14 protein-coding genes are annotated in these 14,941 nt (G+C 33.1%); 4 read left to right on the top strand and 10 right to left on the bottom strand.

Annotated features, from left to right (window positions below):
* Positions 1-367: 367 nt before the first annotated feature.
* Complete coding sequence (locus tag PKK00_12280; protein HNW99177.1) at positions 368-2,146, bottom strand: acyl-CoA dehydrogenase family protein; 1,779 nt, start codon at positions 2,144-2,146, stop codon at positions 368-370.
* 140 nt (positions 2,147-2,286) lie between these two features.
* Between PKK00_12280 and PKK00_12275 the strand changes: the two genes are divergently transcribed.
* Complete coding sequence (locus PKK00_12275; protein ID HNW99176.1) at positions 2,287-3,021, top strand: TerC family protein; 735 nt, start codon at positions 2,287-2,289, stop codon at positions 3,019-3,021.
* Between the two features lie 85 nt (positions 3,022-3,106).
* Here the strand turns inward: PKK00_12275 and PKK00_12270 are convergent, their stop codons facing one another.
* The 5 genes from PKK00_12270 to PKK00_12250 all read right to left on the bottom strand — a co-directional run bounded on the left by PKK00_12270 (position 3,107) and on the right by PKK00_12250 (position 8,447).
* The gene (locus PKK00_12270; protein HNW99175.1) at positions 3,107-3,520 is read right to left on the bottom strand and encodes a hypothetical protein; all 414 of its coding nucleotides are present in this window, start codon (positions 3,518-3,520) and stop codon (positions 3,107-3,109) included.
* A gap of 169 nt (positions 3,521-3,689) precedes the next feature.
* On the bottom strand, positions 3,690-4,529 hold the full coding sequence (locus PKK00_12265) for a hypothetical protein (GenBank protein HNW99174.1): 840 nt from the start codon (positions 4,527-4,529) through the stop codon (positions 3,690-3,692).
* Between the two features lie 468 nt (positions 4,530-4,997).
* Positions 4,998-5,861, bottom strand: coding sequence for an enoyl-ACP reductase (locus PKK00_12260; protein ID HNW99173.1), 864 nt, complete (start codon positions 5,859-5,861; stop codon positions 4,998-5,000).
* Positions 5,862-5,863: 2 nt separating this feature from the next.
* A complete protein-coding gene (recN, locus tag PKK00_12255; GenBank protein HNW99172.1) occupies positions 5,864-7,525 on the bottom strand; it encodes a DNA repair protein RecN in 1,662 nt (553 codons plus the stop codon).
* A 718-nt stretch (positions 7,526-8,243) separates the two neighbouring features.
* A complete protein-coding gene (locus tag PKK00_12250; protein ID HNW99171.1) occupies positions 8,244-8,447 on the bottom strand; it encodes a hypothetical protein in 204 nt (67 codons plus the stop codon).
* 65 nt (positions 8,448-8,512) lie between these two features.
* On the opposite strand from PKK00_12250, the gene PKK00_12245 reads away from it, so the two are divergent.
* The 3 genes from PKK00_12245 (at position 8,513) to PKK00_12235 (ending at position 11,541) form a co-directional block, all read left to right on the top strand.
* Positions 8,513-8,953, top strand: a complete 441-nt coding sequence (locus PKK00_12245) for a hypothetical protein (protein ID HNW99170.1) — start codon at positions 8,513-8,515, stop codon at positions 8,951-8,953.
* A gap of 112 nt (positions 8,954-9,065) precedes the next feature.
* A complete protein-coding gene (locus PKK00_12240; protein HNW99169.1) occupies positions 9,066-10,295 on the top strand; it encodes a fibrobacter succinogenes major paralogous domain-containing protein in 1,230 nt (409 codons plus the stop codon).
* Positions 10,296-10,755: 460 nt separating this feature from the next.
* Positions 10,756-11,541 carry a nitrilase-related carbon-nitrogen hydrolase gene (locus PKK00_12235; protein HNW99168.1) on the top strand — a complete coding sequence of 262 codons (786 nt, stop codon included), beginning with the start codon at positions 10,756-10,758 and terminating at the stop codon, positions 11,539-11,541.
* Between the two features lie 5 nt (positions 11,542-11,546).
* On the opposite strand, the gene PKK00_12230 is transcribed toward PKK00_12235, so the two are convergent.
* The 4 genes from PKK00_12230 to bamD are packed head-to-tail and all read right to left on the bottom strand — an operon-like array spanning position 11,547 to position 14,806.
* The gene (locus PKK00_12230) at positions 11,547-12,449 is read right to left on the bottom strand and encodes a DUF4835 family protein (GenBank protein ID HNW99167.1); all 903 of its coding nucleotides are present in this window, start codon (positions 12,447-12,449) and stop codon (positions 11,547-11,549) included.
* 1 nt (position 12,450) lies between these two features.
* Positions 12,451-13,653, bottom strand: coding sequence for a bifunctional phosphopantothenoylcysteine decarboxylase/phosphopantothenate--cysteine ligase CoaBC (gene coaBC, locus PKK00_12225; protein HNW99166.1), 1,203 nt, complete (start codon positions 13,651-13,653; stop codon positions 12,451-12,453).
* Positions 13,654-13,667: 14 nt separating this feature from the next.
* The gene (locus tag PKK00_12220) at positions 13,668-13,991 is read right to left on the bottom strand and encodes a DNA-directed RNA polymerase subunit omega (protein HNW99165.1); all 324 of its coding nucleotides are present in this window, start codon (positions 13,989-13,991) and stop codon (positions 13,668-13,670) included.
* A 2-nt stretch (positions 13,992-13,993) separates the two neighbouring features.
* Positions 13,994-14,806, bottom strand: coding sequence for an outer membrane protein assembly factor BamD (bamD, locus tag PKK00_12215; protein HNW99164.1), 813 nt, complete (start codon positions 14,804-14,806; stop codon positions 13,994-13,996).
* Positions 14,807-14,941: the final 135 nt, after the last annotated feature.

Raw genomic sequence — 14,941 nt, 5'->3', positions numbered from 1 at the left:
ATTTTTTTTCTGTACGGTATAACTCGTTCTAAACAGTTTTGCCTTTGCAAACCTGTTTAGAACGAGTATAGATAAAACAGGTCAAGGTCTGAACACTGTAGATTGAACTACTACGTAGCTATCCGTTTAAAAACCCGGTTAAAATTAATTATAATTCTGTAATTGAAATATCAGCTACAGTAGGCTAAAACACATGTTCGTGGATGGTTATTTTTTCTTCATAGATCAAATCTAATGTTTAAGGGGGTGAATGGTAGCCGTAAGTTGTCTATTTTAAATTAACAATTGGTATCAACTAATAATTGCTATATTTCAAAAAAAATCACTCCATTTCCGGAGCGATTTAAATTCTATTTTTTAAATAATTTTAGAAGTTGTATCTGTTATCCTCAATCAACTTATTTGCAATTCTTCTTCTTGCTTCTTTAATATTCGTAGGCTCAACAGATGTTAGTTTTCTTAATCCATTTTGAATTTTAGCGAATTCTTCGCCTGTAGCAAATGAATTCAATGCATCCATTGCTGATTTGTAAATTCGTGATGAAGCTTCGTAAACAAACACATCGCAAATATCTTTATAAATAATATGTTCCTGCTCACTCTTCAACGCTTTCAGTTTTTCCACTCTCAGCACTACTGATTCGGCAGCATACAACTGAACAAGCATATCGGAAATGCTCATCATGGTTTCCTGTTCGGTATTGTATTGTTTACCTACCGCATCATAAGCTTTACCCAACATAAGCAACGCAGCTTTTTTCAGATTTTCAATCACCGCATATTTCTTAGCGAAATAATCAGTTGTACCATTTTCTTTTATGCTGTCTAATTGTTCATATATGGCTTTTGAAATATCGAACACTTTAGAATCGGCTTTCTTAGCCATTTTCAGGAACATATCCGATGCAACCAAACGGTTGATCTCATTGGTGCCTTCGAAAATACGATTGATACGTGAATCGCGGTAAGCCCTGTCGGCAGGCATTTCGGCGGAGTAACCCATACCACCATATATCTGTACAAATTCATCAACAATATAATTAAGCGTTTCCGAACCTAATACTTTAAGGATAGCTGCTTCCATAGCATATTCGCCAAGCGCTTCAAGGTATGCCTGCGGCTTGGGCATTCCTTCAGATATATGTTGTTTTATAGTATTATCAACATTCTTGCTGGTACGATAAAGCGAAGATTCAGCAACAAAAAAGCGAATAACCTGTTCTGCAAGTTTATATTTTATGGCACCAAAATTAGAAATGAGCGAACCAAATTGTTTGCGCTCATTAGCATAGTTTACCGATTGCATTATCGATCTTCTGCAAGCTCCCAAAACATTAGCACCAAGTTTAATTCGTCCGATATGGAGAATGTTCAATGCAATGCGGAAACCCTCGCCTCTTTTACCAAGCATGTTTTCAACAGGAACTTTACAATCATTGAAAAATATCTGAACGGTTGATGAACCTTTTATCCCCATTTTCTTTTCTTCCGGGTTGAATGAAACACCGGGGAAATTGCGTTCAACAACGAATGCGCTTAATATTTTATCATTATCTATTTTTGCAAAAACAGTCAGAACATCAGCAAAACCGCCATTAGTGATCCACATCTTCTGTCCGTTCAAAATATAATGTTTCCCGTCTTCCGAAAGAACAGCTTTTGTTTTTCCTGAATTAGCATCAGAACCTGCATTAGGTTCAGTAAGGCAGTATGCACCTGCATATTCCCCAGATGCCAGTTTGGGTAAATATTTTTGTTTTAATTCTTCCGAGCCGTAATACAGGATAGGTAAAGTCCCAATTCCTGTATGAGCTGAATAAGCTACTGCATAAGAATAACCTGCGCCCAAAACATCCGAAGCCAGCATTGATGTAACAAATGATTGTCCGAAACCACCATATTCTTCAGGGACTGAAATACCCAGCAAACCCTGCTCCCCTGATTTAGCAACCAGGCTTCTCATCAATCCGGGTTCCATTGCATCAATTTTATCAAGCACAGGAAATACTTCTCTTTCCAGAAAATCGTTACACATGCCTGATATCATTTTTTGTTCTTCATCAAATTCTTCGGGAATGAAAACATCAGCAGCTTTAGATTCTCGTAAAAGAAACTCACCACCTTTTAATACTTTTTTACTTTCCATCAGTTTTGTTTTTTGTTAAGGTGCAAAAGTAATAGTTTCTGTTTAAATACAAAACAAGATTTTTTCACCATTAAGAATTTCAAAAACATATACTTAGCAAATATTGATTTTTAGTATAATTTTGCAGCAAAGGAATTCATATGGAAATTTTTCTTCATGCAGAAACATGGATCGCATTTTTAACCCTTAGCTTCCTGGAAGTAGTATTGGGAATTGATAATGTTATTTTTCTTTCATTACTCACCAACAAGCTGCCAAATGATGTAAGACCAAAAGCCAGGGCGGCAGGAATTGGATTAGCGCTGATATTTCGGATCATCATGCTATTGGGCATTACATGGATAATAGGATTCACACAACCGCTGTTCTCTATTTCCGATTTCAATGTTACCGGTCGCGATATTGTTTTATTTGTCGGCGGACTTTTCCTTATTGCTAAAAGCACTTCCGAAATTCATCATAAAGTGAACGAAGTGGCATCAGCAACACACGATACTCCTTTCGGTCATGTTAAAAAAAATCTTGTCAGTATCGTTATTCAAATTGGATTAATAGATATTGTTTTTTCTTTCGATTCCATTTTAACGGCAATAGGAATGACTCAACAAGTTATCATCATGATCATGGCTGTTATTGTTTCTCTTTTCATCATGCTGATATTTGCTGGTAAGATAGGCGATTTTATTGAAAGCCATCCTACACTCCAGGTACTGGCATTATCGTTTTTAATTCTTATCGGATTCCTTTTAATAGCCGATGCAACTCATCATGAAGTTCCTAAAAGCTATGTTTATTTTGCTGTTGCTTTCTCACTCGGCGTAGAAATAGTGAATATGAAGCTTAGGAAAAACATGGAAAAGACAAAAGTGAAATAGTTAGTTTGAATTCAGAATTAAGAGTTCAGAGTTCAGAATTGAAGACTGTAGACTGAGAACTGAGAACCGAAATCTTAGAAATAATTTATTTATAAAGCGGACTGTTATTCGTGAATTCAAGGAACAAGCTATCATTCGATTTGCTGAAAATCAAATTACAATAATCCCCACTGAGTTGCTCTTTAAAAGAAGCATCATCAATGCTTACAATCAAAAGGCAGTTGTTTTTAGGAATGGTTATCGAACGTAAAGCCATCCCATTCGGAGCAGTAGTAATGGTATCATTATAAATTATTGAATTATTCCAGTTAATGACAAGATGATTCTTTTCAAACCCTGAAGTATAAAACAGATGAATCAAACTGCAATCATTATTATTTTTACTTAATGTATCGTATGTTACTTTGGTAAGATTTTTATGTTTGGTCAAAGAACCAGTACAACTGCTAATCATACATATCAGAAAAAAAATCTTAAATACTAAAAATATATTTTTCATTTTTTTAAAAAATTTATACTCGTTCTTATCCATTTTAAAATAATTATTAGAACGAGTTATGCCGATAGTAACACTTGTTGAAAAATTATTTTTGTAGTCGCCGCGGCGACCTGTTACGTATCGGTATAAAAGTGTATAAAACCTGGATGTTTTCAGGAATGACCTTTTATTATTTTACAATTTTGTCATTTTTATATTTTGTTCTTTTCAGAAGTTTTCCTTTATCATAATCATAAAAATTCCCATTACGTCTTCCGTGCCGGTATGATTCTTTCCGTACTATAAAGCCTTCGGTATCGTAAACATAAAACACTCCATTCTTTTTATTATATTTATCATAATTCCCGTCAACAAAGGTTTTTCCGTTTTCATAACACGCCCGCAAATTTGAATACAAAATCTTATCGTTTTTAAATTTCGCAGTGGTGTAATAATGTTTTTGCAAATCATTGTCTATCCAGTCGCCTTCTCTCTTTCCGTTTACATAGCTTCCCTGTTTAAGAAGATTTCCATATTCATCATATTGTTTGCTATCGCCATCAAGCTTTCCATTTTTATAATGACAGATAGAAGTAATCACACCTTTTTTGCTGTATTCAATTTCTTTGCCTTCTTTCAAACCATTTCGGAAAAAAGTTTTTGCAGCAATAATTTTATAATTCTCAAGTGAGATATGATAAAGTATAAAAGTGCTGTCGGGCTTGCCATTCTTCATAAAACCCTGCATTACCAAAACAGAATCATTTCTAAAATAAAATATCGGACCATTAAGAATTCTGTTTTCTGTGGTTGCAATAAAAGTTACCGGGACTTTATTTGAATTATCAATAAGCGCCGAATCTATTGATGCCTTTATGAAATTATAAAAATAATTACACTTAAAACTTATTGATGATGCTGTATACTTTGTTATTCCTGCTGTATCACAAATAAAAATATCCTGGGAAAAAATAAAAAAACTATTTAATAAAAAAAGAATTATAAGAATGTGTGTATATAATTTTCTCATCTATTAAGTAGTAAGATGAGTAAAATTAAAAGATTAATACCATAAATCCAAATTATTGAATGGTTTAATTGCTAAATTGCTAAATTGATTGAATACTGCTTACTGAAGACTTATCCACCGCAGCGAACTCAAAGACGCTATGTTTTTTGAATTGATAAGAATAGAATTCAGAATATTAAAGTGTAATTCCCCATCTATACCTCTATACCTCTATACCCCTATACCTTTATACCCCTATACCTATTAATGTTCAATTGCTTCGCCTGCCAGACTGCGTCTTTCAGGCTGGCTTTCATTCTCCGCCACGGCGGAGTCATTTGTAGTCAGTGATAGTTATTCGTGGTCATTAATTGTAAAATATATTTCTTTAATTCCAATTTCCACTCACTAATTCTGTCTTACGACTTACTACTTGTATCTTACGACTTGCTACTTGTGTCTTACGACTTACTACTTGCTACTTGTGTCTTACGACTTATCCCTAAACGCCGGATTATCCTTGCATTCGTTACATTCAAGACTTTTGTTATACATTTCCATTGCACGTGCACTCATCCCCATGCTCGAGAACCCACCATCGTGATAAAGGTTTTGCATGGTAACTTTTTTTGTAAGGTCGGAAAATAAAGTGATGCAATAATCAGCACATTCATCAGCAGTGGCATTTCCCAAAGGAGACATGCGTTCGGTAAAATCAATCAATCCGTCAATACCTTTCACACCTTTTCCGGCAGTTGTCATGGTAGGTGATTGTGAAACAGTATTTATTCTAATTTTTTTCTCACGTCCGTAAATATATCCAAAGCTACGTGCAATCGATTCGAGGGCTGCTTTTGCATCGGCCATATCGTTATATTCAAACAATGTTCGTTGTGCGGCAATGTATGACAGTGCAACCACCGAGCCCCATTCATTTATAGCATCAAGCTTTTTTGCAACCTGTATCATCTTATGAAATGAGATTGCCGAAATATCCATGGTCTTGGCATAATAATCATAATCGATATTATCGTACGGAAGTTTTTTTCTTACGTTTGGCGACATCCCTATTGAATGCAGAATAAAATCGATTTTCCCATTGAAGCGTTGCATTGTTTTTTCAAAAACATTTTGCAGATCTTTCACGCTGGTTGCATCGGCAGGAATAATTAATGAATTGCATTTTTTTGCAAGAGTATCCGTTTCGCCCAATCGCAGCGCTACAGGAGTATTCGACAATGTAAATACGGCTCCTTCTTCATAAGCTCTTTCTGCAATTTTCCATGCCAAAGAATTTTCATTCAGAGCACCGAAAATAATGCCCTTCTTTCCTTTAAGTAAATTATACATGATTTTTAGTTTTTCGTTTTTAATAAAACTTTTGCATTCTCAACTGCTGCTTTTGTAAGTTCGTCACCACTAAGCATTTTTGCTATTTCGCTTATACGTTCATTCTTTTCAAGCAATTTTATTTTTGTGAATGCCGATTTTTTATCCGACTCTTTATATACCAGGAAATGGGAGTCGCCTTTGCTTGCTATTTGAGGAAGATGGGTAATGGTAATTACCTGCATCGTATCTGACATGTTTTTCATTATGCTTCCTACCTTGTCAGCAATTTCGCCGGAAACACCCTGGTCGATTTCATCAAATATTATGGTTGGTAAAAGTTTTTTCTGTGATATTAACGATTTTATAGCAAGCATCAACCTTGACAATTCACCACCGGAAGCCACTTTCGACACTTCTTTCTTTTCGCCACCTTTATTAGCATTAAACAGGAAGGTTACTTTATCCTGCCCAAAAGCATTATAATCGGGCAGTTCAAAGCATTCAATTTCAAACTCAGCATTGGGCATTCCTAATTTTTGCAAAACAGATGTTACACCTTTTTCAATCTGAACAATCGACTTTTTGCGGTTCTTAGAAATTTTTTCAGATACGGTTTTTAAAATATTTTCCGATGCTTCAATTTCTTTTTTTATTTTTTCAATTTGGCTTGTAAGTGATGTAATGGATAAAAGTTTTTCAGAATAATCATTCATTATGACTAACAACTCATCAACAGTATTCACACGATGCTTTTGTTGTAAACGATAAATAACATCAAGCCTTTCGCTAATTTCCTGCTGACGCGATGGATCATGATTTATTTTCAGAGATAATAGTTCAATCTCGTCTGCAATATCTTTTATTTCAATCTTACAGCTTTCCATTCGCTTTGCCAGTTCAGTAGCTGCGGGATATAATGCTGATGCCTTATTTAACAATGAAAAAATTTCTGATATTCCCGAATAAATATTTTGCTCTCCTTCGGTAAGCGAAGCCGAAGCATTGCTAAAGTATTGCTGAATTTCTTCAGCATGGTTTAAAATCGCTAATTCTGATTCCAGTTCTGTTTGTTCATTGTTTAACAATTTTGCTGAATCCAGTTCATCAAACTGGAATTGAAAATAATCTTTATCTGATAAAGATTTTTTTTCTGTTTCTTCCAGCGAATAAAGCTTTAATTTTAATTGATTCCTTATAATGAATTCTTTATAAAAATCATTCAATAGATTATCATGCTGCGCATAACCATCAACATAAGAAAGTTGAAAATGCGAATCCTGTAGTGTTAGCGTTTTATGTTGAGAATGTATGTCAATCAACATGTTTCCCAATTCCCTTATCAATTCAAGTGTTACAGGGGTATCATTTATAAATGCGCGTGTTTTGCCATTTGCACCAACCTCGCGGCGAAGAACAGTATTATCATCGTAATCGAGTTCGTTTCTTTCAAAAAAAGAATTTAGATCGTAACCTTTAATTTTGAACGCGGCTTCAATAAAACACTTTTTTGTTTTATCGTACAACACTTGCATATCAGCTCTCTGACCCAACACCAGCGAAAGTGCACCAAGCAAAATAGATTTTCCCGCCCCGGTTTCGCCTGTAATAATTGATAAGCCTTCTGAAAAACTTATCTCAAGTTTTTCAATCAGCACATAATTATTTATTGAAAGGTGTGAAAGCATTTTTTATTGCAAATAGATAATAGAAAATATTTAATAGCAAATAGAAAAATTCAACTTATATAAATGCAAATTTAGTAAAAAATGTAATGTAGAATTAACTATCTCTTTCAACATCCAACCATAAACTTAACCAGCCGCCACACACTTAAACCTTTGACCTTTTATAGAAAATATATAATAGTAAATAGTAAATATCAAATTGATGTCATTGGTTTTTTGGTTATATAAAATTCTTCCAACGCACCATATTTCGATAAACCCAATAGGACCAAAGGTGCGGCCAGGCTAAGTTCATCGAAGTATATTAATGACACGAAAAATATTTTTACATTTCACTTCCTACAATCTACCTGACCAGTAGCTCAACCTTTAACCCTTTGACTTTGTTATATGTTGTTGGATTGGGCGGCTAGTCAAGTTAATAGTTATGAGTTGATGGTTAATATTTCTCAATATCTAATGCCGAACTTTCAACTTTATATGGGATTTTTGCTTTCTCTTTCAACTATCTACTCTAACCCTAACTAGCCGCTACACCTTTCAACATTTAACTTTGTTATTGGTTGTTAGGTTGAGCAACTAGCCTGGGCAAATGTTTTTTGTTGATGGTTAATAACTCAATATCCAATATCGAATGCCGAATGATGAATGATGAATTTTAACTTGGATATTGGAAATTCAGTGTTCTTCATTGGATATTATTTACTTCATTTTTTATTTAAATAAAAAATAATTCGTCATAAAATTTACATTTACGTATGTTATCTTGTATTTCTAAATAATATGAATAATTTACATATTTAATGTTAGATAATAGTTTTTCGTTAAATTCTTTTTTGTCATCTGATTTTACTACCATATCTCTTAATGTAATTACTGCAGACAAAACCACAGCAAAATCTTTTTCATCTATATTTTTCATAGGTTTTTTATACAAATATGTTAATTAAAAAATAAATATCTTTGGGTTAATCAAAACTCAAACTTATGGAAAAATTTAAAAATCGCTTAAAAAAAAACTGGCTTGAATTATTAATCTCTTTGTCGGGTTATTTATTTATAGATTATTCACAAAAAAATACAATATTTAACACCATGAACTGGGAATCACTTATAATATCTATATTGTTTGCAACAATTATAGGATTTTCTGTAAGACAGATTGTAAAAAAAGAATATTCGCATTTAATGGAAAAAGACCGAAAAGAATATATTTTGTCAAAAGAAATTTTGGGGAAATTTATAGAATATAAATATAATACTATAAAAACAGAAGAAGACAAAGAAAAATTTTTAAAGGATATTCTTTATTGCTCATATAATGATATTAAAAAATTAAAAGATTTTAATATTGACGATAAAATATTAAAAGAGATAAATGAGCTAAACTATAAAAACCATAAATTTGATGCAAGGTTGGATTTTTAATTTTGTATTTCAGTCCCAACACGTATATAGTTACCTAAAAAATAAACCGTTTAAATTAATATTTTAAATTAACGGCAGCAAATACTATTTTGTCTCATAAATTAGAAATAATATGAAAAAAAACAAAACTATTAAAGGATGGATTTTGTTTACATTATTCTTGTTTGTATGGATTATATTAATTCACATAAACTTTAACAACATACAAAAATCATGGGCTGTAATATGGTTAATATTCGGAAGCCCGTTATACTGGTTAATATACTTCTTCGTAGACTCTGCTATTATTGATAAAAAAACAGAAATTGATGAAATACGAGAAATTTCCGAAACTATAACCGATATTGATGGTAATATTTATCATACTATAAAAATAGGCACACAGGTATGGATGGTTGAAAACCTTAATGTGAGCCATTTTAGAAATGGTGAAATTATTCCTGAAGCTAAAACTGCTGAAGAATGGAAAGAAGCAGGAAATAAAAAACAACCTGCTTGGTGTTATTACAACAACAACCCTGATAATGGTAAAATATTTGGCAAACTCTTCAACTGGTATGCAGTAAACGATTCAAGAGGATTAGCACCATTATGTTGTCATATACCATCTGATAAAGAATGGACAACACTTACAGATTATTTAGGTGGAGAATTAGTTGCTGGCGGCAAACTTAAAGAAACAAGTTTAACACATTGGCAGCCACTTAATAGAGAAGCAACCAATGAAAGCGGTTTTACAGCCCTTCCGGGTAGTTACCGCAACGACAATGGGGCATTCGGCGTTAGTATCGGATGTAGCGGTTACTGGTGGAGTTCTACAAAGGACGTTGCAAGCTATGCATGGGGGCGGGGTCTGTTGTGCTACGGTGCCGGTGTGTACCGGGGTAACTTCGGTAAGTGCGGTGGTTTCTCTTTGCGTTGTTTGAAAGGAAAAAAACCATCTAAGTTATCTGTTTTTTTGCAAAAGGTAATTAATGATTTTAAAAGTTTAAATTCAAAATTGAATTTTAAAAAAACTATTATTTTAATCTCTATTACGGTATCATTATTTATTCAAATTACAGATATTTCAAATTTTGATTTTGCTTTTGTTTTGTTAGCTCCAATAATTTTATTAGTAATTCCCTTTTTATTTGTGGTTTTGGCTTATTATAGTTTAGCATTGCTTGGGTTGGAAGATCTTAATAAGATGTGGTTTACAAAATGTATTTTTTTATTTTCTGTTTTAATATGGCTATCATTAATAATATTAATGATAATAAATGCTTTTAAAGGCAATAAATATTTTATTTATGATATTGTAGTTTACATATTAAAATATATTTCCATTCACTCTTACTAACGCTCATTAACCTTGTTCGCGCTCCCTTGTTCGCGCTCGTTTCTAACGAGTGCAAAAACTAACATTAATTTGTTTAAACTTGACAACAATATAATTTATAATGATATATACAAAACATTACTACCCCCAGTTCATGCTTGACTTGCCACGAACATTTGTTCTTTTGAAAAGATTATAATAAATTTGAAATTATTAATTTTAATACAAGTAAATAACAAAACCATCAGCAATTATATAAAGTTTTATGTTTCTATTTATTTTTCTTCAAATTTATAATCAAGGCATAAGTCAATATGGAAGACCCTACGACAGCACACAAGGTTTTTCACCAGAGGGAAAACAAATATTTTTTCTAATCATTTTGATTTTCTTCCTTTATATTGGATTTAGAGTCCTGATTAGTTTAAAAAATAAAAAATAATAAAAAACTAAAATTTCAGCAATTCAATATTTACAATCTATGAAAATAGGTTACGTTCAAAACTCACCGGTATTCGGAGATAAAGAAAAAAATTTTGAAGGAGTTCGCTCATTATTAAAAAGTATAAAAGCCGATCTGCTTGTATTACCTGAATTGTTTGCAACCGGCTATACTTTTATTTCAATGGAAGAAGCACACAAGCATGCCGAAACAAAAGAAGAACAGACTGCTGAGTTTTTAAAAGAAATATCATCACTTACCAATGCTACTATTGTCGCCGGTTTCATTGAAAAGGAAAATGATAAAATTTACAATTCTTTACTTATTGTTTCTGACAAAAAGGTAATTGACACATACCGCAAAATTCATTTATTCAATAAAGAAAAGTTATGGTTCACTCCGGGTAACAAGCCATTAAAAGTTTATAAAATAAACGGAGTGAAAATTGGCGCCATGATCTGCTTCGACTGGATATTCCCCGAAGTCTGCCGCACGCTTACACTTCAGGGCATGCAGGTGCTTGCACATCCTTCAAATCTGGTGATGCCTTATTGTCAAAATGCAATGGTTACGCGTTGTATCGAGAACAGGATCTTTGCTGTAACAGCAAACCGGATCGGAAATGAAAAACGCGGCGATGATGATTTTACTTTTACAGGGGCAAGCCAAATCACCAGCATTGACGGCAGAATCCTGTCATCAGCCCCAACTGATAAAACCCATGTTTCAATTATTGAAATTGATGAAACACTTGCTAATAATAAAAGTATTAATGAATATAACGATGTGATTACTGACAGGCGAAAAGATTTTTACAAAATTTAAAAATGTTATTTCGTAATCTGGTTGTATTTCGAAGAATTGGAAGGGTCAATTGCCTTGCATATGGTGGCAACTTTAGTTTTATCTGTAGCGCTGGCGGTAGAATATATATTTACAATTTCATCCACTTTTGCAAGGAAAAAAAGCTGCATTAAAAATGAACCGGGTTTTTCTTCATGTGCTTTCTTTAATAATTCAATTCCCGCAGTAATGGATGTTTTGGCTGTTGCTGAATTATCAACCATCATATCCAGTCCTTTACGGTGATAACTGTAAATTCCTTCACGAATAGGAGAATAAATGTTATTCAATAAATTTTCAATAAGCCAGTAACGGTTTTTTTGCGAAGCGCTTTCATAGGCTTTCCAGCCCGATTCCGATGCATTCTGCGCACTGGTAACAATGTTCTGCGCTTTTTCAAAAAAAGTTGTTCCGCCTTTTAACTGGTATGAATCAAAATCAAAACCTATAATAACATAAGCATAGTAAGCAAGTACTGAAGTCAGGTTTGAAGTGAATGAATTTTCATTATAATTAAGCGGCTGATATTCCACATAACTAAATTTAAAATCCTTATCAATTAAATTCAGCAGAACTGAATTATATGAACTTTTATAAATGGGTCTTCTTGATTGAACCTGTATCGTTCCGGTAAAAACATCAGCGGTCCTGTCAGAAATGGTGATCATTAAAGTGCATTCTATTTTTTCTTCAGCCGAATAATTATAATTGGTCCATTTTTTTGAATTCATGAATTCATAAATCGCAGCCTGTAAAGTTTCGTAAATTCTTTTATCGCTGCTCTGAATTTGTGAGGTATTAATAGAAACAATACAATTTAATTCCTGCGCCTTAATATTCAGCGAAAAAACAAATAGAAGTATTGAAATGAGGGCTGATCTGAAAAGCATATTATTTTTTTATTAGCTGAATAATTTTATTAACTATATCCTTTGCCACATCGGTCTTTGGTTTCAGTTCAAATTTAGTGATTTTATTATTGCGTTCAACAATAGTAATTTTATTTGTATTCGTACCAAAACCGGCGCCTTTATCTTGCAAGGTATTAAGAACGATGAAATCAAGGTTTTTAGTATTCAGTTTCTTTTTTGCATTTTCCAAAGCATTATTCGTTTCAAGAGCGAATCCAACCAGCACCTGGTTTTTACGTTTCTTTTCACCTAAATGCAAAAGAATATCTTTTGTAGGTTTTAACTGAACAGAAAGTGATGCTCCGGTCTTTTTGATTTTCGTACCGGCAACTTTCTGTGGTGTGAAATCGGCAACAGCAGCAGCCATTACAATAATATCAGCTTTAGCAGAATGCTTCGTTACTGCCTGAAACATTTCTTCTGCTGAAGTAATATTTATTTTATTAATTGAATTATTTTCAACGCTTAATTTTGAAGGACCTGAAATTAAAGTAACCTCAGCGCCTTTATCAGCACATTCTTCGGCAATGGAATACCCCATCAATCCCGATGAATGATTGCCAATAAACCTTACAGGGTCAATCGCTTCATAAGTTGGTCCTGCGGTTATCAAAACTTTTTTGCCTGACATAACTTTTTTTACAGACAAATCATTTTCAATTATCGAAAAAATATTTTCAGGTTCTTCCATCCTACCCTTGCCTTCAGCGCCACAAGCAAGAAACCCTTCGCGGGGTTCAATGAATTTTATATTATTCTTTTTTAGAAAAGAAATATTTTCTCTAACACTTGCAACCTGATACATTTTATCATTCATTGCTGGTGCGATATACACTGTTTTATAGAATGCAAGTAATGATGTAGAAAGCGCATCATCAGCTATACCATTTGCAAACTTCCCAATGATATTGGCAGTGGCAGGTGCTACAACAAATATATCGCCCCAATCGGAAATAGAAACATGTTCGGTGGAATAATCATTATTCTCGCCAAACACATTGCTATATAATTTATTTTGTGAAAGAGTTTCGAGAGTTGTTTTCGTAACAAACTCTAAGGCATTTTTTGTAACAACTACTTTTACTTCTGCTCCTGCTTTCCTGAAAAGCCTGATAAGATAAGGGGTTTTATATGCGGCAATTCCCCCGGAAATTCCAATAATTATTTTTTTGCCTTTAAGCATTTGTAAAAATGCTGTTAACTATCATGACTCGGATTCCTGAAATAAATCTGGTTATTCATGAATTCGTGAATTGCAATAAGAGTAGGCTTTGGCAAATGTTCGTAATATTTTGCTATTTCAATTTGTTCCCTGTTTTCAAATACTTCCTCAAGGTTATCCGATGATGTAGCAAACTCCTGCAACTTCCCGTTCAATTCTTCTTTTATCTCTGTTCCTATTTGATTTGCCCTTTTCGACAAAACCACAACTGTTTCGTATATATTTCCTGTTGGTTTCACAAATTCTGTAACCTCACGTGTAACTGTAGTAACTTCTGTTTTGACTTTCTTATAGTCCATAATTATGTTGTTTTATTTCCACTAATTTTATTTATCTCTTTCAATGCATTCTTATTTATTGATTCCGCTTCCTTCAGGTATTTTGTTTGAGGAAAGGCTAATAACAACTCGTCATATGCATCAATAGTATCCTTATAACGGCCTTCTTTTTTCGATGCGATACTATTGCTTGCATACAGGAAATTTGCTTTCATTAAATAAAAAAGAATTTCTTCCTTATAGGTTGTTGACGGGTAATCCTTTAAAGTATTCCGAAATGACACTATTGCTGATTTGTAATCTTCCATTCTGAAATACATTTTCGAAATCTCAAACTCTTTTGTTTCCAGTTTAAAACGCAATTCATCAATAAGGATGTTGCATAATTTAACCGAATCGCTTTTGGGATACATATTCACATAAAGCTGTAATTCCTTGATTGCAGCAGTTGTGTTGGTTTGATCGAGTGAATAATCAGGTGAATCAAGATAAGTACAATAAGCACTCATATACTGGCACTCGCGGGTATACTTACTATTTGGATATGTAGTAACAAACGTGCTGAAATAATATGCTGCTGAAACATAATCGTTCAAACCATAATAACAATAGGAATAATAATAATAAATTTTTTCAGCCTGTGCAGTCCCCCTGTAGTAGGTAATCAATTCATCAAACAGTTGCTGTGCATGGAAATAATCACCTTTCAGGTAGTATTTCTCGGCAGCAGCATACTTATCGGTAAGACTGGTGCTCTTCATTATTTTGTGAAAATCACCACAAGAGTAAAATAATGAAGTAACAAAAAACAATATCAGAGCCTTTTTCAAAAACATCGTGCAAAGTTATAAATTAATATTGAACTACAAAACGTGTAAATAAGGTAATTATTATTCATTTGGATTTATTCTGTTTTTTCAACACAAATCATTGAATATCATCCAACTTATTAAACATTATATGATTTTTTA

The sequence above is a fragment of the Bacteroidales bacterium genome (genome assembly GCA_035353855.1).
Taxonomy (GTDB): domain Bacteria; phylum Bacteroidota; class Bacteroidia; order Bacteroidales; family CG2-30-32-10; genus DAOQAK01.
This window is presented reverse-complemented; position numbering and strand designations above follow the sequence as displayed.

Excerpts from the sequence above, each read along its gene's own strand:
- PKK00_12280 (HNW99177.1), bottom strand. The coding sequence starts at position 2,146 with ATGGAAAGTAAAAAAGTATTAAAAGGTGGTGAGTTTCTTTTACGAGAA.
- PKK00_12275 (HNW99176.1), top strand. The coding sequence starts at position 2,287 with ATGGAAATTTTTCTTCATGCAGAAACATGGATCGCATTTTTAACCCTT.
- PKK00_12270 (HNW99175.1), bottom strand. The coding sequence starts at position 3,520 with ATGAAAAATATATTTTTAGTATTTAAGATTTTTTTTCTGATATGTATG.
- PKK00_12265 (HNW99174.1), bottom strand. The coding sequence starts at position 4,529 with ATGAGAAAATTATATACACACATTCTTATAATTCTTTTTTTATTAAAT.
- recN (HNW99172.1), bottom strand. The coding sequence starts at position 7,525 with ATGCTTTCACACCTTTCAATAAATAATTATGTGCTGATTGAAAAACTT.
- PKK00_12250 (HNW99171.1), bottom strand. The coding sequence starts at position 8,447 with ATGAAAAATATAGATGAAAAAGATTTTGCTGTGGTTTTGTCTGCAGTA.
- PKK00_12245 (HNW99170.1), top strand. The coding sequence starts at position 8,513 with ATGGAAAAATTTAAAAATCGCTTAAAAAAAAACTGGCTTGAATTATTA.
- PKK00_12240 (HNW99169.1), top strand. The coding sequence starts at position 9,066 with ATGAAAAAAAACAAAACTATTAAAGGATGGATTTTGTTTACATTATTC.
- PKK00_12235 (HNW99168.1), top strand. The coding sequence starts at position 10,756 with ATGAAAATAGGTTACGTTCAAAACTCACCGGTATTCGGAGATAAAGAA.
- PKK00_12230 (HNW99167.1), bottom strand. The coding sequence starts at position 12,449 with ATGCTTTTCAGATCAGCCCTCATTTCAATACTTCTATTTGTTTTTTCG.
- coaBC (HNW99166.1), bottom strand. The coding sequence starts at position 13,653 with ATGCTTAAAGGCAAAAAAATAATTATTGGAATTTCCGGGGGAATTGCC.
- PKK00_12220 (HNW99165.1), bottom strand. The coding sequence starts at position 13,991 with ATGGACTATAAGAAAGTCAAAACAGAAGTTACTACAGTTACACGTGAG.
- bamD (HNW99164.1), bottom strand. The coding sequence starts at position 14,806 with ATGTTTTTGAAAAAGGCTCTGATATTGTTTTTTGTTACTTCATTATTT.